The following is a 25921-nucleotide window of genomic DNA, read 5'->3' as shown; positions in this document are numbered from 1 at the left end:
CCGGGTCAGGGTTTCAAAGGTGGTTTCTAAGGCAGCCAAAATCCAGCGACGTCAGTTTTGCCCTGCAAATAACAATCAGGAAAAGCTGAGAGCGCATTTCTCCAGCTCGTCATATACGTCCAACGCATCGCGAAACTTGCCTTGGGCGAATATTTTCGTATCAGCCAAATCCTGTTTCGAATGGAAATAACGCCCGAAATCATGCTCGCCCGGTTCAAGGTCGAGAGCTTGATATAGCGCCGTCATTGTCCCACCCGGAGACGACCGCAGATTGTCCTGAAGAAGAATGATGCACTTATCCCTATGTCTGAGTACATGTCGAAACGCATGCGTCCAGTAATCAAGCCAGTAATCGATCGTATCCGCGCTGTACCGTTCAGGATCAAACCCCGAAAACAGAAAGGGTTTGTGAATCTTGCCAAACTCGTAGTGGCCGATATCCGCCATATAACGTGCGATGAAGACATCTTCGGATTGTTGTGTGCAGAAATTCCTGTGCTGCCGTAACAGAGAATGGGCATGGCTTTCCGGGCGCCGGACCGGCACAACGATCCTGCAATCTGGAAAGGCATTCAGCAGATAGGGAATCCGGGCGATATTGGCGTTGTTCTTCGAACAATAGCGTGTTTTGCGCGGCACCTCCGGACCGGCCTGAACAGACCGTGCGCGGACGATTTTAGACATGTGCCGACGGAGGAACTGATCCGCTTCGAGGTTAGTGTTTTCTGCCGTCCAGAGCGGGATTGAAGAAGCCTGATAATGTTGCGGCCAGAACATTTTCCAGATGACTTCTTCAAAAGCCTCCGGGCTGTCCAAATCAATCTCAAGACCATCTCCATGCGCGCGCTGGCGACGACGCACCCCTCTTCGCTGTCCACCGGCCAGCCGGTTCCAGAGAAGGGGGGCCGTCAGAAAAGGCATGTCCCGATAAATATGTGTTGCGATTTCAGACGCATCATGCAGCGCATTCAAAACCGCTGTGGTACCACCGCGGGCCAGCGACGTTACAAAAACAGGCCGTGTGACTTCTTCGGCATGAGATTGGGAGGACAGTTTTTCTTCGGCCCACGCAGCTGCTTTCAGAACTACAGGGCCAGAAAACGCCATACTATGAACGAATTGCTCAACAGGGGAATACAGCGTGTTATCGGCATCATGCGCTGCCGCCACAGGGCGAAGCCACTGAATGGTCTTCACCGCCGCAATGGCAACAATCGAAACAATAACAATGTAATCAAGCCGCAGCATGACATCAAAAACTGCACTGCTGGTCGTCACCCCAAAGTACTCAGCCAAAAAAATAGGCAACCCCGCAGCTGCCAACGCCAAGACGACACGCCAGGCAATGTTGAAACCTCCAACAATCAACTTTAGTCCGGCACGCCGTACCGCCTGTTCTTTAGCGTAATCAGAAAGTTGGCTGTCCATCAAAGACGTCACACCCGTCATGCTGGTGCTTACAACATCGTTTGCAGTCTCAAAAATATTCGTGCGCCAAAGAACAAACGCAAACCCGCCTACGGCAAGCAACGAAACAGCAAGAATTATTATCATTGCGACGGATCTAGCTCGTTATCCTGTTCGGCGCTCTCTTTCCGTTTTTTTATCAGCCGTTTGAGCGGAAACCACACAAGCCCGACAATAAGAAAGAGAACGCCCAAGAGAACGGCAATCGTAACGGCAATCGCTCCCAAGCCCGCTCCAGGACCGATATAAGCAAAAGCCGGACTCGGCAGAGCAAGAAACAGCATCCCGAGGCATCGAAATAGCATGGTCGGATGGCGCCCGATGTGATGTTTTAAAAACCAATTCATGACTCGCACTCTCCCCATTTCGTTTGGAAAAATTCCGCGGAATATAATTTTGAGTTGGTTATTTCCCCAACAAAATCGTCGTCGAAACGATTGACGTATTCCCACACAATATCGCCCTCCGCTGTCACCTCTAAGACCCGTCCAGCGTCAAATTCTGTTATCAGCATACCACCATCACTCAAAATTTCATGCTGGCCACGAACAACCGAAAGCATCTCCTGGCCGGGTCTGCTGCCATACGCGATTTCCGTTTCGCGGCTGACAGGGTCAATCAGCATGATGTTGGTATCGCGAGGCGCACTCAGCCGCGTCTTTTCTAGTTCATCATAAGACGTCAGATAGGCGTTATTATTGAAGACGGATATCTTACCATCCGGGCGAAACTCCGGATCGTGTTGACGTACCCAGGGGCCTGTCTGATACCATTTCACAGCTTTCGTTTTGGAATCCACGACTACGATCAGGTTCAGACCGCGCATGGAAATAGCCCAATCCCCAGGAGTAAACAGGGGAAATTTTCCGGCCAGTGCGGTCGGTAGCTCGGCGATCTTGTTAGCATGAACAAGCTCTCCCCGTGCAACTTTAGACGATTTGAACGTTTGCCCAGACGCCGTAAGCAGGGCGGATAAGCCGCTGTCGAAAATGATTTCTGGAATCGAAAATCGCTCAAGGATTTCTCCATGTTCGTCGAGCCTCAGGATAAGATCCTCGGAAATAAGCTGATTGGTGGCTGGGGTAGAGAACGGCGGGAAGCGTTCCGGTTCGTCCGCTGCCTTCCATTCATCGCGGCTGAGGAGCAGATACCCCCCGCCTTCGGCCTCGATCAGCGAATGATGCGTTTTCTCATTGATCGTCCAGATTATGTTGCTGCACTGATCCAACTTAACAGTTCCGCAATACTCATAATTGAAGATTAAATCTCCACGCGGGGTCAGCACGGCACCATGCACATCCGTCAATAGTGGTGTCAACATTGTGCATGGGCGGGTCTCAGCATCCGGAAAATGCTCATGGTAATTCAACGACCATTTTCGGATGACATTACCGTTGCGATTAACCAGCCGCGCCTGGTTCTCGCCCTCAAAAAAACCAAGCATCAGGATGGTGTCGGAACTGTCGGGCTTTGTGTTGACGGTAACGCCTTCGCCTTGCCCGCGGGACGGCTGGAGATGTTTCTGATCAGCCGAACTGGTCAGGGTTTTCTCGATAAATAGCACATTATACGCAGTCCGCAGTTGCGGCACAGGCGGCCAGTGTTTTATCTGCGCGAAGATGCCGTACAACACGGCACCGAACAAAACGGTGAAAATCAGGCAAGACCAAAACAGGCGCGCGGATAACTCTTCAAAAAAACGCTTCATACTATGCGACAGCCCTGTCTCACTTAGCCAGAAATCACCCAAATTTTAGTTTAGCAAGAGCGACTCTTGTAGAACCTCATAGACATTTACACTAAAAATACACGTTCAAGAAATCGTGCCTCTAATCCCACTTTAAAGCAACATGTTCATATCTTAATAGTAACGAAGAAACAGGATGCCATGACAGGGGGACGGCCTGGATCCCCAGGTACCACTTACTTGCGCCGATAGACCAACACGTCGCCATCCCCGAGTGTTCCGGCAAAACCGTGTACGAAATCCAGCCTCCCTTCGGCATCGCGGGCCAGCTCCGGGATGGTGCGAAACATCCGATTGGGGAACAGAACGACCAGCGCTACAGGTCCGGGCTGAGACATCGCCTTGCTGTAATGTGTGGAGTCGCCGATAGTCGTCCAGTCTGCGTTAAAATGGTTTTCGAAGATCGGACCCCCTGGATTGATGGCATAGACCCGCTCGGACGGGCGTCGTGTGTTCTCAACCAGCGCAAAAGCCCCGGCCAGATCCTGCTTGGGGGCCACGTAGTTCCGCTGTACCAACACCACGGAGAGAGCAGTTATTGCCAGAACACCAATGGCAAACAACGGTTGCTCGAGCCCGGGACGCCTGAGCGTCCCCGCCACAACACGCGAGCCAAACCCACAACCAACCACAACAAGAAGGATGACAGGCGCAATATCAACGAAAAAAAACCGCGGCCAGATTCGCATCTCAAGCGACAACAAGATGATCAGTGTTACCACGACATGCGCCACGATAGACGGGAAAAATAGCGGTTGTGTCGCATGTGTGCCTACCGCACCAAACGCAATAGCCACCAGCCCGCCAATAGCAACGACCAGAGTCAGCGGCCCTGTATTTCCAACGGCCGTCCGCAAGCCCTCTATAATAGTCCAGAGCGGGTTTTGATATTCCTGCATAGGATCAACAGCAGAGGTCGCCGAAACCTCGCTCATGGTACCCACGAGACTGGGCAGAATTGGCAGATACGCCAACAGGATAAGAACCACCGCGATGGTCACACCGATTAGCGGCTGCACCACCCATGCCCGGGTCAAGCCGCCCCGGCCAAACCCGGTCGTCAGAGACAGCAGCCAGACAAACCCCAAAGCGACAAAGAAAAACGCACCCGTCAGATGAGTGAAAACCGCTGCAGCCGCCGTCAGCCCGAAACCGACCCAAATGCCAATGACCGGGCGTTTCACACCCCGTAGAAACAGAATGAGGCCCAGCACACTCCAGAACGCCAGTTCGGTGTATCCGCGAGCATTTTGTGAAAACCAGACCTGATGGTAGGAAAGCGCTACCAGCAAAGCGGATATATGAGCGGTCCAGGTTCCGGCCACGTCTTTTGCCAGCCACCAGATCGCCCCGACGGTGCCGACACCAAACAGAGCAGCCGGAAAGCGATAGACCCAGGCTTCTTCTCCAAAGATCTGGGAAAACAGCTTGGCCTTCATGCTGAAGAAGTAATGATGGTTCATTGAATATTCACCCATCATCTCACCCCAGGGCAGACGAACATGCGTATCGACTGTCCAGATCTCATCATACCACAACGGCGCGTTCAGCCCGGCGGTTCTGAGCACTGCGGCAAAGAGCAGGATGAACAGAAGCACGGCCAGATCATGACGGCCAATCTCTCGGGAGTGTTGGGTCATAGGGCGTCTCCGGTCACATTTGCCTCGATCCGGGGCATCAATCAAAACCAACAATATCAGGGTTCGTCGCGACTGTTCGCCGACCGTCTTGCAAAAGCGCTCCGCACTTAGGCAGTGCAATTAAACAAAATGCTAGCGCAGACGATTTCATATGGAAAATGTCCCCCAATCCCTGACGATTCGCCCATTCTCTTTGTATTGTTGAGGCATCAGCACTGACAGCTCTTCCTCGCGTCGATGGGAAACACCACAGACCTGCAAACCGGAAATTTCCATTCGCATCGGGTTCTCCAGAGCTTACCAGACTATAATTTTCCTTAAATTCGGGGAAATCACTCATCATCAATGCATCACTCAAACTAAAGTCTCTAAGGGAACGGACTGATGGTTCGACTGGCAGGTTTTAAAGTCAACGCCATTCCGCTTTTAACAAAGATGTTTTTGTACTAAAGTGCGATCCAAACTCGAAACTATGCCGATTTTGTTGCCAAAACCCCAACATCTCAAGGATGAAACCTGTGATGGAAAGGTTGGTTTTTAAGAAAGTCGAGATTTGGATTCTGGGGCTGTGTCTGGTCGCGGGCTTTCTTTGCATGCTCTTGTTTGGCGCTATCGTTCTCGATGAAGAGCGGGGCAGAAAAGAGCTTGGCAGTGCTCATTTCGGAGAGATAGGAAAGGCAGCGATGACGCTTGCCGAAATACCCGAAAACACGTGGCAAGCCTTCAAGAAATTTGGGCGGCCTGACACCAAAATGATGCCCTTTCTTCGTCTTCCTCCCGATGACGATTTGCCCGATGGGTGGTCCTGGATACAGCCTCCCGGTTCTAATGGACTAACCGGGTATTTGCTGCTGAGCCGGTATAACGGCGATCAAACGCAGCACGAAATTGAATTGATGTCGCTTGAAACCGGAGAAGTCCACCGAACCTGGTCGCCAAAACCTGAAATGCTATTGGCTACGGTTGATCGGCTTCCGGAATTTGATGGGGTTGCAAGCTACGAAAACTGGAACAATGCCTATTTTCGCTATATTCACCCCTACTTGACCGAAGACGGCCGTCTTCTGCTCAAAAACCATAATGCACCGTTATTTATGATGTCACCTTGCGGTGACATCGAGTGGTCGCTAAGTGAATATCTGTTTCATCATTCGACAAGTTCAGACGGTGAAGGCGGTTTCTGGATTCCAAGCTATCAACTAGACGAGCGGCCCGAGGATCTGTCACCTAAATTTGCCCGCGACACTTTGGTGCAGGTGAGCTCCAAAGGCGAGGTGCTTGTTGAAGAGGCGTTGGATGAGATTTTGGTCCAGAACGGTTTGCGCCATCTGCTGTTTCCCGCCGCTCATTTCTACAGCGACCCAATGCACTTGAACGACATTGAGCCCGTTCTAACTAGCGGGCCACACTGGCAAAAAGGCGACCTGTTTTTGAGTCTTCGCACTCCGTCACTTGTCGCACTTTATCGCCCATCAACCCGAGAAATCATCTGGTCAAAGGCGGGGCCGTGGTTGTCACAGCACGATGTTGACATCCTCGATGATCACCGGATCGCTGTATTCAACAACAACGCCTACGATCGTGGGCTTGGTGCACGAGTAGAAGGTGTTAGTGAAATCTTGATCTACGATTTCAAGACGGGCTCAGTGGAAAGCCCATTTCGAGAAGTATTGAAAAGCGTAGGGGCCGCAACTGTTTCCGAAGGCTTGCAGGATTTCACACCATCCGGGCACGTGATTTTCGAAGAAGCAAACCGTGGCCGTATTTTCGTGCTCGATGGCGCTGGTAAAATGGTAGCGACATTTGTCAACAGAGCAGAGAATGGAGAAGCTTACTTCTTGGGATGGTCACGCTATGTATCACGATCTCTTGGAGAGAAGGCCTTAAGGGCTATCGCTAAAAGCGGATGCTAAACTGCATAGGATTCTGACGGTACAGGCTCGTCTTCGGGTACAATTAGACCATGTGAATTTTTTGAGTTGCTACGAACATGAACTTAGCATTACAACATCCGACAGGTCACGTTCATCTACACTTTTTATATTCTTCCTGAGTCCCCGCCATTAGTAATCAGTTTCCAGTTTCCGAAGAAATGAATTACCGCCCCGAAGTAGATGGATTACGCGCGATCGCGGTGGTGCCAGTTGTATTTTTTCACGCTGGTTTTTCACTCTTCAAAGGCGGTTTTGTTGGCGTCGATGTCTTTTTCGTAATTTCGGGTTATCTGATTACCTCTATCCTTCTCAAGGAACTCAAAGCAGGTACGTTTTCTCTTCTGAAATTCTATGAGCGCCGTGCGCGGCGCATTCTGCCCGCTCTTACGGTTATGGTTGCCACCTGCATACCGGTGGCGATTTTCCTAATGACCCCAACGGAAGCAAAGAATTTTGCTCAAAGCGTCGCGGCCGTCGGCCTTTTTGCTTCGAACGTATTGTTCTGGGTTGAAAGCGGTTATTTCGATCTCGACTCGGAAGAGAAGCCGCTCCTTCACACTTGGAGTCTCGCGGTCGAAGAGCAGTTTTATATCGTATTCCCGCTGCTTTTGCTGCTGTTGTGGACCTATAGAAGAAAACTGCTTGTTCCCATCTTGGTGTTTTTGGCCCTGCTCAGCTTTGCGCTGTGCGAATGGGGTTCGCGAAATGCACCAAGCGCCACATTCTTTCTTGCGCCGACGCGTGCCTGGGAGCTGTTGGTCGGATCGTTCTGCGCCATGATCCTGCGACGTGGCGCAGCCTCCCATGATTTGCTGGCCGCATTGGGTGTCGTGATGATCGGGAGCTCCATTTTCATCTTCCATGAGGCGACGCCATTTCCATCGGTCTATGCCCTGCTTCCGGTCGGCGGTACAGTCTTAGTGATCCTGTTTGCCGGATCGACAACAGCAACGGGCAAATTGTTGGCCAAGCCTGTATTTGTCGGTCTCGGGCTTATCAGCTACAGTGCCTATCTTTGGCATCAACCGCTTTTTGCCTTCGCCCGTCTCTGGACACCATGGGCCCCATCGCCAACTGTTCTCCTCTGCCTGATCATTCTGACATTCGTGATCGCGTATCTAAGCTGGCGCTACGTTGAAACACCGTTCCGCCGGACTTCTGGCCCGCATTCAATTCCCCGGAGGCCGGTTTTCATCCTGGCAGTCACGGTCACATTGTTGTTTGTGGCATTCGGCGTCTGGGGACAGATGACAAAAGGCTGGCGCAACGCCTATCTGGCCCGGATGCCTGAGGCAGAAAAACACATGCTTACCCTGATCGAGCATGCATATAACGAACAACTCGCCAATGCGTTGTCGCGCTTTGACAATGGCAACTGCGTCTTCGACGTCCGCATGGTTGATGAGACCGTACGCCAGCGTGTCATCGACTGCGCACAGAAGTATGGCCCCGGAATTCTCGTTCTGGGCGACAGTCACGCAATTGATCTTTATGGCGCGGTTATAACCACATCACAGGCCAATGAGCCCTTCATAATCGGAGTTGTCTCAGGCGGCTGTCGCCCGCATACGCTTTTGCCCGGTTGCGCCTACATAGAACTTGCCGAGTTCATTGAATATCACCCAAATGTCTTTGAATTCGCCGTCTTTGAGCAGGCCGGTTTTTATCTATTGCACGGGGCCGGGTTTGATTTAGGCGGAAGGCGTATGTTCGAAAGGTTGTCGCCAAATGAACCCGTACCCCGTTTTGAACCCCACATGGGTTATGTTCAGGCCGTAAAGGACTATCTGGAACACATCGCATCCCATATTCCGACAGTCTGGCTATCTCCCCGGATCGAGCCACATGTTCAGCCAACTTATATTCGGAAGGCGGGATGTGAATACCCTTATATGCTTCGGCCCGGAACGGAAGAGGTATTTTTGAAACTCGAAGCTACAATCGCCGAAACACTTTCAGCATCGCCAGTAGAGTTCATGTCACAGCACAACTTGCTCAAACTGTCTTTCCCGGAAGACTTCTTATCCTGTGATGTCCTTTTCTGGTCGGATGGCGACCACTTCAGCAACGCTGGTGAAGAACGATTTGGAAAAAGGATGCAGGTTGTTCAAAACGCACGTGCGGTGCTTGGGCTGGAGCGGAAGTAAGGCTCTTGGCGCCTGACGTTCTGCAAACCTCTGTTTTAGGCTCTGAAGGTGTAGGCTTCTCCTGCTGACCCCAATGTTCCATTGCGGATTTGCAGACAACCTGACCGGAGGCATCCATGGAGTTAAGTTGTCGGCGGATATATCTGTGATAGTTCCCCGGAAACTCTTTATATTAAAAGATCAATAGAATTAGTGTGCAATATACTATCTTTTTGCGCGTTTCTTTTGTAGTTTTGAAAAACTTAATTTACATTCGATAAGTATCCCTTATCATGAATAATTGATTTTGTGGGGGAATGGGCGCAGAACGGGCCGTATGAGCACCCCTGAGCCCTATCTCCCCGGCCCCTCCCCTGCCCTGTCGCAGTCTGACCAGGACGCCCTGACCGATCTCTATGTCCGCGGCACACCCGCCAACACGCTCAGGGCCTATGAGCGCGATTTGCTCTATGTAACGGCGTGGAAGGCCGCCCGGTGCGGCGCGGCACTGGATTGGCCGGAATCCGAGACCACTGCACTTGCCTTCATTCTCGATCACGCCCGCAATCTGAATGACGCAACAGAAAAGGATGTGGCGCGCGAAACCGCAGAAGCGCTGATTGCTCAGGGGCTGCGCAGGTCCCTCGCCTGCCCGGCCCCGTCGACACTGGACCGGCGGATTGCGTCCTGGTTGGCGTTTCACCGGATGAAGAACCTCCCCTCCCCATTCGAGGCGCCACAGGTGAAACAGGCCCGGGCCAAGGCGCGCCGCGCCGCCGCCCGGCCCCCTGCCCCAAAGTCGCAGCATCCGATCACCCGCGACATCCTCGAGCTGCTGCTGGCTACCTGCCGGGGTTCCCGGCGCGACTGCCGCGACCGGGCGCTGCTGATGCTGGGTTGGGCCTCCGGCGGTCGCCGCCGGTCGGAACTCACCGGGCTGAGGCGCGAGGATGTCTCTCTCAAGGAATTCGACAAGACCGGGCTAGTCTGGCTCTCGCTGCTGGAGACCAAGACCACAGCCAAGGGCGAAACCCCGCGGCTGGTGCTGAAGGGCCGTGCCGCGCAGGCACTGGTGCATTGGATCGAGGTCGGTGAGATTCAAGACGGCCCCTTGTTCCGCCCCGTCTCCAAGGCCGATCGGGTACTAAGTCGCCGTCTGTCCCCGGATGCGATCGCACAGATCGTTCGTCACCGGCTGAAACTGGCCGGGCTGCCGGACGACTTCGCCTCACCCCATGGGCTGCGCTCTGGGTTTCTGACCCAGGCCGCACTCGACGGAGCGCCGATCCAGGCCGCCATGCGCCTGTCCCTGCACCGCTCGATGGCGCAGGCGCAGAAATATTATGACGATGTCGATATTGCCGAAAACCCGGCGACAGATTTGTTGGGGTGAAAACCCGCTTTTTGAAATCCAACCCTACGGGCATTCGCTGGCACATATTTTGGTTACCAGATTTGATATTCTCGCTAACTACCCCTCACCAATCTGGTTACGTATCTCATGATTTTGTTTTCTCTTGGATGAAGTAATGGGGAGAGCACAGCGAAATTTGTTTTGCCCCCTCCCAACACGACCACGAATGAAACAGAGTGAAAGCATAGCAAAAAGGGGCTTAGGAAACCAAAGCTTCTCAAGCGCATATCCTGATAATAGGCTGCTAATTGATTAAGTGGGTTCGGAGTATTTCAGTGTTCAATAATGTCAATCTGACCGTTTTGCAGTCCTTTGTGCTAAGCGCAGTTGTTTTCTGCATCGCAACCCTGCCGGGGTTGTTGCTGGACGGGTACAACCCTGATGACTGGCGACAACTTCAGGGGGCACCCGCAGGCGGTATGCCTCTCAACTGGACCACTGAAGAAGGCAGATGGGCAATGGAAGCGCTTTATGTATTTGCCATGGGGGAGCGGTTCCTGACACCCATTCAGGCTGCCCTCGCCTTTGTCTGCCTGTTCTGGATTTCATGGGTCCTAGCACGAACTATAATCGATGAGCCCCAAGTCCCACTCACCGCGACCGTGATTTTCAGCCTTAGCATTTGCCACATCTACATGATCGATGCGCTGAATTTCTCATCGCACGTCTTCGCGTTTCCACTGGCACTCGCACTGTCCCTGCAGGCTTATTGCATCTTCTGGTATCTTGCCGAACGACCAATCGGTCTCGGCTGGTTTGCCCGCGCCTTTCTCGCAATACAAATGCTGGCTTTTTCCTGCGCGATCTATCAGCCATTCGCCCCATTCGGAGCCCTATTCATCGCACTTCAGATCATGCGGTATGACAAGTCTACCCCGAAAATCGTTACGCGGGCTGTCCTAATAGCCTTGATTGGGTCTGTCTGTGCCATTCTCGTCTATCTACTGGAGTGGCGGATCGCTGTAGGCCTTAGTTCCCATACCGGAGAAGTCACCCGCTTCAGCCAACCAAGCTCAGACCAGATTCTGCAAAAACTGGCGGTATTACCATCCTTCTGGAAACGATTGCACTCAGGTGGGTTTCAACACACCCCTTGGATTATCCAACTGATTTACGCAGCCACTCTGGCAATGACACTGCTGGCATCCGGATGGGCGGCGCTCCGCGCCTTGCGGGCAGCTGGCCTTGTCCCTGCGGTGCGGGTGGCATTTGGTGCCTTTGCGGGGCTCTTCATTCTGCCGGTGATCGCATGGTTTGCATATACAAGCCTCTGGATGCCAGGACGCGTGGTGGCTTATCTGCCCTTCGCGATGTTCTCCGTTTTGCTCTGTTCGGGCCAGTTGTGCGGCTGGTGGCAACGCGGCTCTGTCATTGGTGCGCTGCTCAAAGGCGGTGCCGCAGGTCTCATGGCTGTCTCAGTAACACTGAGTCTCATGGTCTGGATGGACCAAGTGGAAACTGGGAGGCGCGACACCGCAACCGCACACGCAATCTTTAAACAAGTCTCAGAGACCCCAGGCTTTGACGGTACAAACTTTCGCATCTCGGGCGGGCTGGACTATCCCGAACTCAGTTGGGGTGGCCTTCTGGGTTGGACCGTCTTTCACCGTAACAACCCAGTGCCGGGGATCTTCACCGAACTTTATGGTCGCCCGATGGAACCGGTCTTTGTCGCTGACAGCCCCATACCGTGCCCTGCCTTTCCGGAAACAGGCGCGGTCTTTCTCGACGGCCACACCGTTCACGTCTGTTTAGAATCTTCATCCGGCCTGAAAGAGCAGGTCGATTGTATCGATGTCGGACATGATGAAGCACTGTGTCGAACCGAAGACATGCTTGTCTGGCAACGCCCCGCCTGCGAGGTTCTGCCTCTTGCAGGCGCCGCCACGCGCTTTCGACTGGAAAATGTTGATGGCCAGGAAAAGATGGCTATCTTCACGCTTGAGGATCCGGGCGTTCCGCTCGGAGGGCGATGCCACTATGCGCAGCGTCTTGGCAGGTTCGAATATCAGGCTGTCATCGTCGAACGCTTCAATGGAACGGAATGGGAAGCAACCGAGGCTCAGACCATACCCTGACCAGTGTTTCGCGCGCGAAACATTAGCTGTCGCGGGATTGTAACCAAGCCCGCAGGTCCGCCAGGAATGCTTCAGACATTCCCCGACCAGAAAGAATGATCTGCGTTCCGTTCCGGTTCGGCTTCAGCTGAATGTTTCCTATTGTCTCTTTAGGGGATGTATCAGAGTCTGATACAGATGAATTCCCGCGTTCTGAGCTGCTGCTATTCACTGCCTGTGTCAGGGCAGACAACTCTGCCTCCGATGTCTCGGCCCCGGCTTTACCCAGCGTTTTGATAAGCGCAGATACCGCCTTTGGATCGTCCTTCAGGACCTTGGCAATCGACAGCCCCAATCGTTCAGGAATGGCCGAAGGGAACTGTAGATGATCATCCAACGCCTGATAGATCGCGATGAACGAACCAATCTTTGATCGTTTGGCCCGGCTGGCCGATGCAAACAAACCGCGCAGGGCAGCAGCCTCGTCCGGGTAAACGCCCTGCTCAGCCGCACGGGCTACGATCCGGGCGCGCTCGTAATAGCTAAGCCCGACACGGATTTCGTTTTCCTCGACCATGGCCACATACGCGTCCGAGGCGCTCTGCGGCTGTCTGAGGAAAGCGCGCACAGTTTCAAAGCGGGGCTCGCCCGTCTCCTGTACCAGCGCCCGCAGCGCAGTCATGCGCCGCCAACCCGAGATCAGGCCATACTGCCCTTCGGTCAATTCCACGACCTCGATCGGTGTTTGCTGCCCGCGTGCCTTCAGGCTTTCCTTCAGCGCCTCCATATCCGCGTCATCAGCCGCCAACCGATCACGCACCAGATAGGTCTCCTCGATGGCGTCCAGCGGCAGGTCCTGCACCAAACGACCTTCGGCCCGGGCGGCACGCAATTCTCCGGACAGCTCTTCCAAAGCGGCCTGGGCAGCCGTGGCCCCGGCCACCTGTGCAACCGGCGGCGCGGCGCGGGGTGTCTCAGCGGGGGACATGGGGTTCAACCCGGGGGCAGGGCGATTGTCTTCCAGATAATCCGGCCGGGCTGGGGTCAGTCGTTTGCGTTTGGCCATCACTTTTTCTCCTGCTCGGATCAGACTCTGTTTCGTGTCATAGAAGACGTGTTTCGCGCGCGAAACATCGCACTCAGAGCGACAATTCCGGTGTTCCCGCCTCTTCGGCCTGCTGGGCCCGCTCTTCACCCCGCCAAACGCCAATCAACAGCTTCTTGAACGAAGCATAGGTGGCATCAAAGGTTTCTCGCCCGCGCACATAGGTCTCGCGGTTGAAATCGCGGTAATCCGCCTCGTAGATGCCGTTGACTTGTTCCCCGGCCTGACCAATCAGCGCCGTGTAGCCCTGCCAGTGTGGCGACAGGGTGCGGCCCAGATAGGCTTGCATCAATCCCGCCAGCTCGGCCTGCTGGCTGCCGTCATAGCGGGTGATGATTGTGCGCACCGCGTCCCACTGAAACGCCATCTCGGGCCGTCCAAGCGCGCGGGCGGCCATGTTCTCTCCATCCTCAATGGACTGGAACGTTGAATGCAGCATGTCGAAGAACCGACCGGTGGAGTCGAATTCCAGAAACGAGGCCCCCATGGGCACCAGCAGGACATCCGAGGCCGCCAGCCCGTTGATCGTCAGATAGCCGAGGGCAGGGGGGGTATCGATGAAGATGATGTCATAGTCGTCCAGCACCCCATCCTCGTCCAGCGTGTCGGTCAGTGCATCCCACAGCTTCCAGCTGCGGCCTTGCATCCGCCAGACCGGAATTTGAAACTCGGCCCAGTAGAGGTTCAGCTGAGCGCCGATCAGATCGATATTCGGCCAATGAGTGGCCTGGATCAGGTCGCTGTTGCGGGTTTTCAGCGCCTCGGACAGGGTATCGTCAATCGGATGCGGCGCTTCACCCCGGTCAAGCCGCCCCTGATTGTCGCGGCGCAGATGGGTGGCGTAATGACGGGCGAGCAGGGGAAATACCGTCTGCCATTCATCGCTGACCTTGCCGCCGAAGATCGACGTCATCGAGCCCTGGCTGTCCAGATCAATGACCAGTACCTTGTAGCCGTCCAAAGCAGCAGACATTGCAAGATGCGCGCAGGTCGAGGTCTTGCCGACGCCGCCTTTGAAATTGGCCACCGAGACAATCTTGGCCGGCAACCCTTTGGGTCGGTAGGGACGGTATTCTTTTGCTTTGGATCCTTCTGATGCAAAATGTGTGCGCAGCCGCAGAACCTCATCCAGGGTGAACCACTTGGCGCCACCTTCCGTCTCGGACTGTCCCTGTGGTAAATCCTGGTTGCTCTTTAACACCCGTCGAAAATGGGCGGGGGCAACAGGGATCAGATATTTGGTGATTTCCCAAGTTGAAAACAGGCGCAGTTTTTTCTGTCCATCTTCTTCAAGACCCCGGTTTGCCAGATCTGCCCGCCCTCGGGCGCAGGCATCTGCAATCTGCGAGAACTCATGGGTTCCGGTTGGTTCGCCCAACTCAGCATGGGCCAGATCAGGATCGATATTGAAATAGGGGGGAAGCCCTTCGGACGGTGCTGCTCGCATTGAAAATCTGCCCATGTGCTATGTTTTTGGTAATATACCGCAAAATGAAGCATATGGAAGCATTGTGAGCACAAAACCGAATTTTCTAAGCAAAAATAAGGGGTAAATACCTTTGAAACGCTGCTTTTGAGAGTGAGGTAAAAAAATATCCAGTTAGAATCCTGTTATTTTAGTAGTTACAGCCGAATTTTAATTCTTGTAACTATAAGAAAAGAAATAGATTTCTGCGATTTTTGAGTTCACTAGTGAATCTGATCCCACGATAGGGTGACTCTGAACCCACGTTGCAGTGACTCTGAACCCACGTTCCGGCGGCTTTACGCTTCCTGTGGATAACTCTACGGTAAGCGTCAATAAAACCACGAACAAAGATTCGGGCAGGACATATGGGCAGGGCAGTATGAGCGGGTCAGGGGCGTTGTTGCCTGACCGGCACCCAACGGGCGATTTTTTTGTATGCGATATCTTCGATGCGCTGCCCAAGACAGATATGGGGTCGATGGAGCATCCGATGTTTTCGCTCTCGACCCGGCCGGACCGGCGGATTCTGAATTACGAACATAACGGGGTCGAGATTACTGTGACGCCGTCGGTGCGTGGTTTGGCAACGATCCACGACAAGGACATCCTGATCTTCTGTATCAGTCAGCTGATGGCGGCGATCAATGCGGGCCGGACCGTCAGCCGGGTGTTACATCTGAAGGCGCATGATCTGCTGGTGGCCACCAACCGCGAAACCAGCGGTGACGGTTACAAGCGTCTGCGCGAGGCGTTCGAGCGGCTGGCCGGTACAAGGATTACCACCAACATCGTCACCGGTGAGAAAGAGACCACCACTGGGTTCGGTCTGATCGAAAGCTGGGAGATCGTCCGCCATACCCGGGCGGGCCGGATGGTCAGCGTCAGCGTGAAACTGTCGGACTGGCTGTTTCGGGCGGTGCTGGCGAAATCGGTTCTGACCCTCAGCCGCGACTATTTCCGTCTGCGCAAACCGCTTGAGCGTCGGATTTATGAACTGGCGCGTAAGCATTGTGGCCGCCAGCCCGAATGGCGGATTTCGGTCGAGGTGCTGCTGAAGAAGTCGGGCTCGGCCTCACCCCGGCGGGTGTTCCGTAAGATGATCCGCGACATGATCGCGGCCGATCATCTGCCCGATTATGAGATGACCGAAGAGCCCGGCGACCTGATCCGCTTTACCCGCCGCGGTCAGGTGGTCGAGGGACCGGACAAGCCGATCTTGCCCTCAGAGGCGCTGGAAGAAGCCCGGGCTATGGCGCCGGGCCGCGATGTCTATGCGCTGGAGGCGGATTGGTTGGCTTATTGGGCCGCATCGGGGCGCCCACAGATCAGGAACCCGCAACGGGCATTTCTGGGCTATGTGGCCAAGCGGGTCGCCGGGCGGGACTAAACGCTTAGCTGGAATAAGCAGGGTTTTGTTTCTGCACGCGTCTCTTCACGATTTTGACCGCGATAACAACGATGAGGGCAGCAATGATGAAGAGCCAGCCAAAGAGGATGTAGCTGCCCAGTACCATAAGAATGGACGCGCCGGAGAACAAAGCAATCCCAGCGGCGCACAGGCCGACAAGAATGGCTATTCCGATAACTCCGATCATGTTCTCCAAGTCCTCCAGCTCTGGTCTTGGTCTGGCTAGTCCCCGAGCGGGTGCAGCTATGCCATTGGGCAAATACCCAAAATGATTCCGCGATGAAATCATGGCAAAACTTTGGACCACTAAGGGTTAAAATTTGGTTATTTTTACCTGACGGAGCTTTGCTCCACTACTCGCGCAACACTGCTTATAATTTATTGAGACATGAATATGTCTGAGCAGATAGTTCCTTAAAACTTTTGTTACAGCAATATAGAACGCCGAGGACCCCTGAAAATGTGCAAAGGTCCGCCTATGGCACCGCTCTGTCAATCCGCGATCATTTGGATGGAATGGCAGACGAGCGTGCGCTTTGGCCATTGAAGGATCAAAGGTTTGCTGGGTGGCCCCGGAGGGTCACATCTTGACCAAACGCCCGTCCGTCACCTTGATCCCCGCTTTTTCAAAGACATTGCGCGTATCAAAAACCAGCGCCGCTTCACGTGCAACCAGATCGTAATCCGGGGCGCTGTGATCGGTGATCACGGCCACGGCGGCATAGCGTTTCAGGTTGTCTGCCGTCAGCGGCTGCGAGGTTCGGCCCGCCAGTTGCGGGTATTCGCCGCCTTCGGGCAGGCGCGGGAAATAAGGGTCGTGATACTCGACCTCGGCCCCAAGCTTTTCCAACTCGTCCAGCAACACCAGCGCCGGGCTGCGGCGGGTATCCTCGACATCGCGCTTATAGGCGATGCCCATCAGCAGGATGCGCTGCCCGGTCAGGGGCTGCCCGGTTTCCGCCAGCGCGGACCCGTTGCGCGCGGCCAACTCGGCTGCCATTCGTGCTGCCAGCATCTCTGGCACCGCGTCATTGCTGGTGCGGGCCAGATTGATCAGCGGCGTATCAGATCCTGCATCCGCGGCGCGCCAGGCCAGATAGGCCGGAGACACCGGGATGCAGGCCCCACCAATTCCAGGACCGGGATAGAAGGGCATGAAGCCAAACGGCTTGGTCGCCGCAGCTTCGATTACTTCCCAGACATCCACGTCCATTGCTTCAAGTGCGGTCTTCAACTCGTTGACCAGCGCAATATTGACGGTGCGAAAGCTGTTTTCGACCAGCTTCACAGCCTCGGCTGTGGCGGCTGAACTCACCGGCACGGCGCTGGTGACGATGGCGCGATAGAAATCCTCGACCAGTTGCCGCGATTGCGGATCGTCGGCACCGACCACCTTGGGAATGCTGTGCGTGTCGAACTTGTCATTGCCGGGGTCTTCGCGCTCGGGCGAGAAGGCCAGGAAGAAATCGGAACCCGCCCGCAGACCGCCCGCTTCGAGGATCGGCTGAACCAATGTCGTTGTGGCACCGGGCCAGACGCTGCTTTCCAGCACTACCATCTGACCGGGGCGCAGATGCTGTGCCATGGTTTGTGCGGCAGCCGCGACAAAACGCATGTCCGGGTCTTGTGCGTCGGTCAGCGGGGTCGGAACGCAGATCAGGATGATATCGGCCTCGGCAAGTGCTGCGGCGTCCTGCGTCGCACGGAATTTGCCGCTGGTCACCGCCTGCGCGATCCGGTCCTGTTCCAGGTACGAGATGACCTGATCGCCCTGATTGATCCGCGCCACCCGATCGGGGTTGAGGTCAACGCCGGTGGTGTCGAACCCCTTATCATAAGCCGTCAGCGCCAGCGGCAGGCCGACATAGCCCAGCCCAACCACGGCAACCCGCGCATCGCGCGCCGCGATAAGCTGCTTGAGGGACTGATGGTGCGAGGTTTCGTAGTTCATAATCTATCCTGATCGTACAAAGTCACACTGAAATCAATTCGCGATGCGGACGGCGGAAGGCCCCACCTTTTCCACGGATAGGGCGGAACGGGTGCGAATCCAACATATTTGTCCGCCCGGCCTTAGGCTGCAGTGCCGTGTTTCCCGAAAGGGCTTAATTTTTGAGTCACGGCAATACTGTTGATAGACCTTTGATAAAGTCAGGCCGGGCGGATTTTTTGTCATTTCGGGTGCAACGCATTCCGAAACGACGCCTCGGCCAGTTCGGCGCCCTTGTCCCAGCTAAAGCCCGAAGCCTGTAACAGCGCCTTTTGCGACAGGTCGTTTTGCAGGCCCGGTTCGCGCAGCAGGCGGATGGCTTGGTTGGCCAGGGCTTGGCTGGACAGGGGATCGAAATACAGCCCGCCATTGCCCACTACTTCCGGAAGGCTGCCGCGATCCGAGGACAGAACCGGCGTGCCGCAGGACATCGCTTCAAGCGCGGGCAGGCCGAAGCCCTCCCAGAGCGACGGGAAGACCAGTGCGTCGGCGGCGTTCAGCAAGGCGGCAAGTTGCTCATCATCGATCTCGCCGGTAAAGACTATGCTTTCCGACCGGGCGGCGTCAGCAGCGGAGCTGGCCTTAAGGTCTTCGACATTGTCCCAGAACCGCGCGCCGATGGTACGTCCGACAATGGTCAGACGTGCATTTGGCACATGATCCAGAATGGCCGGCATCGCCTCGATCAGGCGCAGCACGTTCTTGTGCCGGTTGAACCCACCCACATAGACGAGCAAACGAGCATCGAGCGGAACGCCATATGCCTGACGCGTCTGCGCCAGAAGCTGTGTGTCCTGGATTTGCCGAAAGACCGGCTCGGCCCCTTCAGTGATGATGTCGGTGTGCGCGGCGGGAATGCGCAGGATGCGTTCCAGATCATCGGCAGACGCCTGCGAGATTGTCATGATCCGCGTAGCCTGTTTCTTAGCCAGCCAGCATTTCGCCTGCCACAGGCGGAAGTTCAGCTTTTTGGGAAAGATCAGATCGGGAAAGCGTTCGGGAATAGTGTCGTGAAAACACACGACCGACGGCCGCCGGGTCAGTTGCGGGAAATAGGAATAGACCGCCGGGTAGAAGAACAGATCGCAGTCCATCTGCCGCGCGGATCTGGCCATGGTCATCAAATCCGCCCCGCCGCGTGCCGAAGCGCCAGAGGAGGCCTCTGACATCGACTTTTCCGATCCGGCGATCCTGACATCTACTCCTTCGGGCACGGGGCGTGTCGGTTCCTGATCGAACAGCAGCGTATAGCGGAACCCTGTCTGCCGGGCCGCGAGCGCGGGGATCAGATTGCGGGTGAAGCGTCCAAAGCCACGTTCATTTTCCCAGGAACTGGCATCTACACCGATATGCAGCATGTTCTTGCCTTGATAGCGGTCCTAAAATCCGGACCATGCGGTTGCGTTTCAAATGACGGGCATGGCGTCAGCCATACCGGCCCCGCAAATAGTCTGCTGTCGCCGCCAATCCTTTTTCAAGCGGATAGTCGGGCTGATAGCCCAGCCGTTCCTGTGCATGTGCGATGCTGCACTCGCCTTTGGAGGCAAAAAGCTCCAGCAGATGTCGGTCGGGATAGGTAGCACCATCGCCGGAGGACACGCGCCTTTTAATAGTGCGTACCAGCGTCTCAAACCGCTCGCGCCCCAGCAGGGCACGGCCAAATGCGCCGATCCTGGGCGCAACCGAAAGGGTCTCGGGGCCCGCGTCGTGATCGGGTTCGGGTCCCAGCCGATCCGAGAGGCTCTGATATGGTTCAAACCGCAGCTCGCCCTTGCCGATGATCCGGGAATAGCCCAACAACAGGTCAGACCAGGCCACTGGCTCAGGTCCTGAGATGACAAAGCGTTCCTGGCCCAGATCCGCCAGCACCGCCGCCCTGAGGATGGCTTGCACCACATCGTCGACGAACACGGCATTACACAGGCCTTCGGGCTGTGACAGGATCTGTGTTCCGGCGGCAAGGTTTTCCGTCAGCTGATCGGTCCATAGGGCGCTGCCGGGCCCGTAAATCAAGGTCGGTTGCAGGATGGCCGCCGGGATCGGCCCGGCCATCAGCTGTTTTTCCATCTCGATCTTGGCCTGACGGTAGGGGCTGCCGCCGGGGCGTTGCATGGGGCTGGTTTCATCCAAGCTTTCATTGGGCCAGACATCATAGACTACGATAGAGCTGGTATGGACGATCCGCCCGATGTCAGTGTCCCCTGCTGCGCCAATGAGCGCGGTGAAATCCGACAGGTTCTTCTCGGAAGTGGCGCGCACGTCATAGGCCAGATGCACCAGTACATCGTGATCGCGTAGGGCCTCCATGATTGCTGTCCGATCGCCCAATGCTGCGGTGACGACATTGACGCCTTTCGCCTCCAGATCGCTCGCGCCGTGACGGTTGCGCAATAGGGCTGTGACCCGTGCCCCGTTCTCCAGAAGGGCTGGAACCAGACGCGCCCCAAGGAATCCCGTTGCGCCGGTGACAAAGACCATCTGCCCCTGTAGTTTTTCCAAGCTTGTGAAGTTCACTGTTGCCAATCCTTCTTCAATTTAAATCAAGGCATGAAATCGTTGCGCCTCAGAAGCCTAGCGCAGGGTGGTTGTGCATGCTACTCCGCTAACAGATGATCTGCTGTTATAGATGTCCGGGGTGTGACATCCCATGGTTTTTGAGTGAGGAATTTTATGAAGATCGGTGTGATCGGTGCTGCCGGCAAGATCGGGCAGATGCGCGTGCAGACCATTATCGACAACCCCGACACCACGCTTGCCGCCGTTTTAGATATGGACATGCAGCTCGCCGAAGCCGTTGCCAGTGGTGCACCGGCTTTTACCGATGCGGGCAGGTTTTTTGATGTTGCCATGGATGCGGTCGTTATTTCGACCCCGGCGCATGTACGCGAACCTTTGTGCATCACCGCATTTGAGCGGGGGCTGCATGTTCTGGCGGAAAAGCCGCTGGCCACCACGGCAGAGGTCAGCCGTAGGATCGTTGCAGCGGCCCGGGCGGCGGGCAAGGCTTTGGGCGGTGGGTTCAACATGCGCTATTACCCGGCCTTCTCATACGTGAAGGATGTCATCAGGTCTGGCCAGATCGGAGAGATCGATCATATGCGTATCTATGGCGGGCATGAGGGGCTGACGAAATTTGTGCATGACTGGGAATACAAATCCGACATTTCGGGCGGCGGGGCGCTGTGGGACGTGGGCATCCACATGACCGACATGGCCCGCCACATGCTGGGTGAAATCACCAGCGTTTACGGCGTTGCTACCGAACAAGTCTGGAATGAACCCGGTTCTGAAGACAATGCGATGGCCATCTTAAAAAATCCTGACGGCATCCCAGCGATCTACCAGGCGACTTGGACGGACTGGAAAGGCTACAAAAGCCAGATCGAGGTTTATGGCAGCAAGGGCATGGTGCGCGGCGCCTATGCGCCGATGGAGACATTGTTGATTACCATGGATCGTCCGGGCGGCAAGCCCACCCGCCAGCATCGTCGTTATCCGGGGATCATGCTGCGGGAAAAGCTGAAATCCTGGAAAACCACGGCGCTGCTGTCCTTTGCCGATGAGCTGCAGGAATTTGTCGGGCTTTGTGCGGGGCAGACCGGTTTGCGTATTTCCGATGGCCACGCTGCCCTGCGGGCGATCGAGGTTGCGGATGCGGTGCGCGAAAGCAGTGCATCCGGCCAGCCGGTGACGCTTGAGGCGTTGGGGGACATGGCCGCATGACATCCGACCGGTTTCCAGACGGCGCTTGGCATCCCGGCCGGGCCTTGTCAGTATCTGCCTTGAAGAGGCAGGACTTTTTTAGTTGCAGGAGCTTGCGATGACAGATCATCCAACGCTTTCCATTGTTGTGACCATTGTCGATGGCAGCACGTATCTGCGCGATTTCCTGATGTCGGTCGCCGCATTCGAAGACCCGCCGCCGCTGGATATCATCGTGCCTTATGATGCGAGCGTTTCGGATGCCGCCGATTATGCAGCGGAGTTTCCGGAGGTGAATTTTCTGGACCTCGGGCCGATCACGCCCGCCCGCCCCATTACATCCGAGGCGGGTCAGCATGAGCTGTTTGACCGCCGCCGGGCCGCCGGGCTGGCTGCCGCCACCGGTGACGTGATCGCGATCCTCGAAGATCGCGGGCATCCGCATCCTGACTGGGCCCGCACCGTCATGCGCCTGCATGCGGAAACCGGCAAGAATGTCATTGGCGGGGCCATCGACTGCAAGGAACCGGTCTCGCTGCTCAACTGGGCGTTCTATGTGACCGATTTTGGCCGCTATGGTCTGCCGTTTTACAGCGGCCCGGCGGAATGGGTTTCGGACGTGAACGTGACCTACAGTCGGAAGGCGCTCGAGGCGACCCGCCATCTGTGGAAAGAGCGGTTCCGCGAGCCGGTCGTCCACTGGTTTCTGATCGAACAGGGCGAAGAGCTGTTGCTGTCCAATGAGCTGGTTGTCGATCATGTCCGCCCTCCGGCTCGGCTGGGCCAGCTATTGCCCGAGCGGTTTCATTGGGGCCGTCTGTTCGGCCATATCCGGGCGATGCATATGAGCGGTCCGAAACGGCTGGCCTATATCGTGTCCAGCCCGCTGATCCCGCCGGTTCTGTGGGTGCGCCATGGCCTGACACAAGCCAGCAAGGGGCGGTTTCTGCGGTATCTGACAGCGCTGCCCTATATCATCATCCTGACCATTGCCTGGACCTGTGGTGAGGTCTGGGGCTACATCACGCGCAGGCCCTGAGCGATGCAGGCACCCGGGCCAGAATACGACGTTATCGTCATTGGCTCCGGCGCCGCCGGGGGATGGGTTGCGAAGGAAACAAGCGAGCGCGGCTGCCGGACATTGATGCTGGAGGCCGGGCGCGCGCTGGACCCCAAGGATGATTTCCCCGACAGCGACCGGGCAGGCGGATCCCGCGTCAGCATCCTCAGCCGTGTCATGGCGATCCTGCGGGGGCAGCATGTTCAGGCGCGCTGCATGTCCTTCACGCCTTTGACCGGGCATCTGTTCGTCAATGACCGACAGAATCCCTACACTACGCCATCCGGCGCCCATTTCAACTGGTTCCGGTCCCGTCAGGTCGGCGGGCGGCTGCATCTGTGGGGGCGCAATGCGTTGCGCCTTTCGGATCAGGAATTCAAGGCCGCCGAACAGGATGGGTTCGGGGACAGCTGGCCGATTTCCTATGCCGACCTCGACCCTTGGTATGGCCGGGTCGAACAGTTTCTGGGTGTCGCGGGCGAGGCGGCGCAAATCGAAAACCTGCCCGATGGAATTTACGACGCCCCGCACCCGCTGACCAAGGCCGAACGCGCGCTCATGGCCGAGCTTGCGCAAAAATGGCCGGATCGCCCCGCCACCACCTGTCGGATCATCCGCCATGTGCCGGCGCGGACGCCTCTGCCCCTGACGGCGGCACAGGCGTCAGGGAATTTCGAGCTGCGCAGCGGGGCGGTGGTGTCAAAGATCGAAACCGATGCGCAGACGGGTTTGGCAACCGGGGTTCGCTATATCGACGCGGCCAGCGGGCAGGAGCATACCGTGAGGGCGCGGGTGATTGCGGTTTGCGCCTCGACCATTGAATCCGTGCGGCTTTTGCTGAATTCCCACGGGCCGCGTCATGAGAAGGGTCTGGGCAATTCATCAGGTAATCTGGGGCGCTACCTGTCGGATCATCTGATGGTTTTTCGGGCAGGCACTATGTCCGAGATCGAAGGGCTGGGGTCGGATCATGATCCGTATGATTTCGGCGCCCAATCCGGCATTTATATTCCCGGTTTTCGCAATCGCGGTAAGCGCGAGGATTGCCGGTTTCTGCGCAGCTATTCGCTGCTGGGGTCCGTCGGGCGGATCGAACCCGGCTGGTTTTTCATGGCAATCGGAGAGGTTCTGCCGCGTGCTGAAAACCGGATAGAGCTTGACCCCAACAAACGCGATGCCTGGGGCGTTCCCGCGCCAAAAGTCACGCTGCGCCATTCCGACAATGAACGCGCGATGGTGCAGGATATGAAAGACACCCTGAAGGACGTGTCGCAAACCTTCGGCCTGCCCGATGACCTGCTGGGGCGCGAAAGCCTGGTGTCGAAGCTGGCCTACAAGATGGCCGGGCCGCTGGTCTATACCCCCGACGGCGCCTTACGGCCGGGGTCATCGATCCATGAAACCGGAGGGGCATGCATGGGAGATGATCCTGCCCGACATGTGCTTAACAGGAACCTTGAAGTGTTTGATTGCCCCAATGTCCATGTCACGGACTCGGCGTCGTTCCCGACCAATCCGTTCCAGAATCCCGGCCTGACCATCATGGCCTTGTCAGCCCGCGCAGGGGCGCGGATTGCCGAGAAGGTCACAGCAGAGCGCGCGCGCGGCATATGATGCGTCAGCTGCGGTGCCGCCCGGCCAGATCGTAATAGGTTTTCTCAAACTGATGATGCACCCAATCCGGGTCGAACCGATCCTCCCGGCTGCGTTTCAGGGCGTTTTCCGCAAGAGTTTGCCGGCGCCCCTCATCCGCCAGCACATCTGCCACAGCCGTGCAGATCGCGTCGATATCGCCGATGGGCACCACCGCACCAACGCTGTCGTCGATCAGTTCGACCACGCCGGAACAGGCTGTGGCCACGGCTGGTGTTCCGGCCTGAAACGCCTCGGCGATGGTGAAGGGCAGGGCCTCCCACCGTGAGGTCAGCAGGAACAGGTCCGCCGCGCGCAGATGGCGGATCGGTTTATCGGTCCGCCCGATGAATTGCAGATGTTTGCCTAGCCCTTTTTCCTGCGCCAGAGCATGCAGCTTAGCCTCATCCGGTCCGTCGCCTGCAACGACGAAGCGGTAACCGGGGTGGGTTTCCTGCATCCGGGTGACGCAATCGATCAGGATATCGATCCCTTTTTGTGGTTGCAGGCGCGCCAGTGTGAGGATCACCCGCTCACCATCCCCAAGCAGCTTGGCCCGCAGGTTCGCGATGTCCTCGGCGCTGTCCTCGGGTGGGCGCGAGACGCCGAGGCCGATCACCTTCAACTTGTCCTTTGGCACCTTGCCGATGGTGGCCAGATCTTCGGCGGACCGATGGCTAGGCGTAATCACTAGATCGCATTTGGCAGCAATGCGGCCAAATGCGGCGATCCGCTCGGGTTCCGACCCATGATAGGTGACGGCCACTGGGATGCGCCGCTTGGTACGGGCCAGATTGGCTACTAGAGCAGGTGCGGATTCATGGCAATGAATCAGGTCGACGGGATTTTCCACCAGCCAGCGCCGCAATCGCCAAGCTGCGTCGGCCGTATGGCCCAACCGTTTGACGATATTGCCGCCTTCACCTGCGACATAGCGGATGGGCAAGTCCAGAAATCCGGCGCCGCGGTCTGGGCCCGCCCAGATATCGGCAGTGCCTGCTAGTGTGATGCGGTGGTTCCGCGCCTCCAGCCAGGTGCTCAACCCGAGGATATGCCTGGTGATACCGCCCATGCCAAACTGGGAGCCCATTTCAACGACGTGAAGAGAGTTTGAAGAAGGGGTGGTCTGCATCTGATGTAGGTTTGGCCAAATTTCTCAACAATCGTGCGA

General features: G+C 56.2%; 20 protein-coding genes. 8 read left to right on the top strand and 12 right to left on the bottom strand.

Translation table 11 applies throughout. The features are described 5' to 3' along the window. Positions 1 to 75: 75 nt before the first annotated feature. From I9187_RS19525 to I9187_RS19505, 5 genes are all read right to left on the bottom strand, one after another. Positions 76 to 1554: a sulfotransferase gene (locus tag I9187_RS19525; RefSeq protein ID WP_209509801.1), complete on the bottom strand. Its 1479-nt coding sequence runs from the start codon at positions 1552 to 1554 to the stop codon at positions 76 to 78. Further along, complete coding sequence (locus I9187_RS19520) at positions 1551 to 1814, bottom strand: hypothetical protein (protein WP_245223315.1); 264 nt, start codon at positions 1812 to 1814, stop codon at positions 1551 to 1553. Before I9187_RS19520 ends, I9187_RS19525 begins: the two co-directional genes overlap by 4 nt. After that, a complete protein-coding gene (locus I9187_RS19515; RefSeq protein ID WP_209509802.1) occupies positions 1811 to 3175 on the bottom strand; it encodes an arylsulfotransferase family protein in 1365 nt (454 codons plus the stop codon). Before I9187_RS19515 ends, I9187_RS19520 begins: the two co-directional genes overlap by 4 nt. 215 nt (positions 3176 to 3390) lie before the next feature. Then, positions 3391 to 4854 carry a glycosyltransferase family 39 protein gene (locus tag I9187_RS19510; RefSeq protein WP_209509803.1) on the bottom strand — a complete coding sequence of 488 codons (1464 nt, stop codon included), beginning with the start codon at positions 4852 to 4854 and terminating at the stop codon, positions 3391 to 3393. Positions 4855 to 4891: 37 nt separating this feature from the next. Next, positions 4892 to 5212, bottom strand: coding sequence for a hypothetical protein (locus I9187_RS19505; RefSeq protein WP_209509804.1), 321 nt, complete (start codon positions 5210 to 5212; stop codon positions 4892 to 4894). A gap of 163 nt (positions 5213 to 5375) precedes the next feature. Between I9187_RS19505 and I9187_RS19500 the strand changes: the two genes are divergently transcribed. The 4 genes from I9187_RS19500 (at position 5376) to I9187_RS19485 (ending at position 12406) form a co-directional block, all read left to right on the top strand. Further along, positions 5376 to 6767, top strand: coding sequence for an arylsulfotransferase family protein (locus tag I9187_RS19500; protein WP_209509805.1), 1392 nt, complete (start codon positions 5376 to 5378; stop codon positions 6765 to 6767). Positions 6768 to 6946: 179 nt separating this feature from the next. Then, entirely contained in the window at positions 6947 to 8935 is a 1989-nt protein-coding gene (locus tag I9187_RS19495; protein ID WP_209509806.1) for an acyltransferase family protein, read from the top strand. A 280-nt stretch (positions 8936 to 9215) separates the two neighbouring features. Continuing rightward, positions 9216 to 10307 (top strand): tyrosine-type recombinase/integrase, encoded by a 1092-nt coding sequence (locus I9187_RS19490; protein WP_245223314.1) that lies wholly within the window; start codon positions 9216 to 9218, stop codon positions 10305 to 10307. Positions 10308 to 10603: 296 nt separating this feature from the next. Further along, positions 10604 to 12406 carry a hypothetical protein gene (locus tag I9187_RS19485; protein WP_209509808.1) on the top strand — a complete coding sequence of 601 codons (1803 nt, stop codon included), beginning with the start codon at positions 10604 to 10606 and terminating at the stop codon, positions 12404 to 12406. 22 nt (positions 12407 to 12428) lie between these two features. On the opposite strand, the gene I9187_RS19480 is transcribed toward I9187_RS19485, so the two are convergent. Beyond that, entirely contained in the window at positions 12429 to 13451 is a 1023-nt protein-coding gene (locus I9187_RS19480) for a ParB N-terminal domain-containing protein (RefSeq protein ID WP_209509809.1), read from the bottom strand. Positions 13452 to 13524: 73 nt separating this feature from the next. Beyond that, entirely contained in the window at positions 13525 to 14937 is a 1413-nt protein-coding gene (locus I9187_RS19475) for an AAA family ATPase (protein ID WP_245223313.1), read from the bottom strand. Positions 14938 to 15337: 400 nt separating this feature from the next. Between I9187_RS19475 and I9187_RS19470 the strand changes: the two genes are divergently transcribed. After that, entirely contained in the window at positions 15338 to 16345 is a 1008-nt protein-coding gene (locus I9187_RS19470; protein WP_171238969.1) for a replication initiator protein A, read from the top strand. Between the two features lie 4 nt (positions 16346 to 16349). Here I9187_RS19470 and I9187_RS19465 read toward each other — a convergent pair whose 3' ends face one another. From I9187_RS19465 to I9187_RS19450, 4 genes are all read right to left on the bottom strand, one after another. Next, positions 16350 to 16553, bottom strand: a complete 204-nt coding sequence (locus I9187_RS19465; RefSeq protein ID WP_171621428.1) for a hypothetical protein — start codon at positions 16551 to 16553, stop codon at positions 16350 to 16352. A gap of 393 nt (positions 16554 to 16946) precedes the next feature. Further along, entirely contained in the window at positions 16947 to 18317 is a 1371-nt protein-coding gene (locus I9187_RS19460) for a nucleotide sugar dehydrogenase (protein WP_209509811.1), read from the bottom strand. A 221-nt stretch (positions 18318 to 18538) separates the two neighbouring features. Next, positions 18539 to 19714, bottom strand: a complete 1176-nt coding sequence (locus I9187_RS19455) for a glycosyltransferase family 1 protein (RefSeq protein WP_209509812.1) — start codon at positions 19712 to 19714, stop codon at positions 18539 to 18541. Between the two features lie 67 nt (positions 19715 to 19781). Further along, complete coding sequence (locus tag I9187_RS19450; protein WP_209509813.1) at positions 19782 to 20870, bottom strand: NAD-dependent epimerase/dehydratase family protein; 1089 nt, start codon at positions 20868 to 20870, stop codon at positions 19782 to 19784. A 156-nt stretch (positions 20871 to 21026) separates the two neighbouring features. Here I9187_RS19450 and I9187_RS19445 point away from each other — a divergent pair, with 156 nt between their 5' ends. The 3 genes from I9187_RS19445 to I9187_RS19435 all read left to right on the top strand — a co-directional run bounded on the left by I9187_RS19445 (position 21027) and on the right by I9187_RS19435 (position 24732). Next, positions 21027 to 22079, top strand: coding sequence for a Gfo/Idh/MocA family oxidoreductase (locus tag I9187_RS19445; RefSeq protein ID WP_209509814.1), 1053 nt, complete (start codon positions 21027 to 21029; stop codon positions 22077 to 22079). A gap of 97 nt (positions 22080 to 22176) precedes the next feature. After that, positions 22177 to 23097 (top strand): glycosyltransferase, encoded by a 921-nt coding sequence (locus I9187_RS19440; RefSeq protein ID WP_209509815.1) that lies wholly within the window; start codon positions 22177 to 22179, stop codon positions 23095 to 23097. Positions 23098 to 23100: 3 nt separating this feature from the next. Continuing rightward, positions 23101 to 24732, top strand: a complete 1632-nt coding sequence (locus I9187_RS19435) for a GMC family oxidoreductase (protein WP_209509816.1) — start codon at positions 23101 to 23103, stop codon at positions 24730 to 24732. A gap of 4 nt (positions 24733 to 24736) precedes the next feature. Here I9187_RS19435 and I9187_RS19430 read toward each other — a convergent pair whose 3' ends face one another. Then, positions 24737 to 25840, bottom strand: coding sequence for a glycosyltransferase family 4 protein (locus I9187_RS19430; protein ID WP_209509817.1), 1104 nt, complete (start codon positions 25838 to 25840; stop codon positions 24737 to 24739). Positions 25841 to 25921: the final 81 nt, after the last annotated feature.

The sequence above is a fragment of the Ruegeria sp. HKCCE4148 genome, assembly GCF_017872495.1.
GTDB lineage: Bacteria > Pseudomonadota > Alphaproteobacteria > Rhodobacterales > Rhodobacteraceae > Ruegeria.
The sequence above is the reverse complement of the archived record's forward strand: the minus strand, read 5'-3'. Positions and strand labels throughout refer to the sequence as shown.

Coding starts and splice junctions, on each gene's coding strand:
- I9187_RS19455 (WP_209509812.1), bottom strand. CDS start 19,714: ATGCTGCATATCGGTGTAGATGCCAGTTCCTGGGAAAATGAACGTGGC.
- I9187_RS19475 (WP_245223313.1), bottom strand. CDS start 14,937: ATGCGAGCAGCACCGTCCGAAGGGCTTCCCCCCTATTTCAATATCGAT.
- I9187_RS19435 (WP_209509816.1), top strand. CDS start 23,101: ATGCAGGCACCCGGGCCAGAATACGACGTTATCGTCATTGGCTCCGGC.
- I9187_RS19525 (WP_209509801.1), bottom strand. CDS start 1,554: ATGATAATAATTCTTGCTGTTTCGTTGCTTGCCGTAGGCGGGTTTGCG.
- I9187_RS19480 (WP_209509809.1), bottom strand. CDS start 13,451: ATGGCCAAACGCAAACGACTGACCCCAGCCCGGCCGGATTATCTGGAA.
- I9187_RS19520 (WP_245223315.1), bottom strand. CDS start 1,814: ATGAATTGGTTTTTAAAACATCACATCGGGCGCCATCCGACCATGCTA.
- I9187_RS19440 (WP_209509815.1), top strand. CDS start 22,177: ATGACAGATCATCCAACGCTTTCCATTGTTGTGACCATTGTCGATGGC.
- I9187_RS19465 (WP_171621428.1), bottom strand. CDS start 16,553: ATGATCGGAGTTATCGGAATAGCCATTCTTGTCGGCCTGTGCGCCGCT.
- I9187_RS19430 (WP_209509817.1), bottom strand. CDS start 25,840: ATGGGCTCCCAGTTTGGCATGGGCGGTATCACCAGGCATATCCTCGGG.
- I9187_RS19495 (WP_209509806.1), top strand. CDS start 6,947: ATGAATTACCGCCCCGAAGTAGATGGATTACGCGCGATCGCGGTGGTG.
- I9187_RS19470 (WP_171238969.1), top strand. CDS start 15,338: ATGAGCGGGTCAGGGGCGTTGTTGCCTGACCGGCACCCAACGGGCGAT.
- I9187_RS19510 (WP_209509803.1), bottom strand. CDS start 4,854: ATGACCCAACACTCCCGAGAGATTGGCCGTCATGATCTGGCCGTGCTT.
- I9187_RS19460 (WP_209509811.1), bottom strand. CDS start 18,317: ATGAACTACGAAACCTCGCACCATCAGTCCCTCAAGCAGCTTATCGCG.
- I9187_RS19515 (WP_209509802.1), bottom strand. CDS start 3,175: ATGAAGCGTTTTTTTGAAGAGTTATCCGCGCGCCTGTTTTGGTCTTGC.
- I9187_RS19500 (WP_209509805.1), top strand. CDS start 5,376: ATGGAAAGGTTGGTTTTTAAGAAAGTCGAGATTTGGATTCTGGGGCTG.
- I9187_RS19445 (WP_209509814.1), top strand. CDS start 21,027: ATGAAGATCGGTGTGATCGGTGCTGCCGGCAAGATCGGGCAGATGCGC.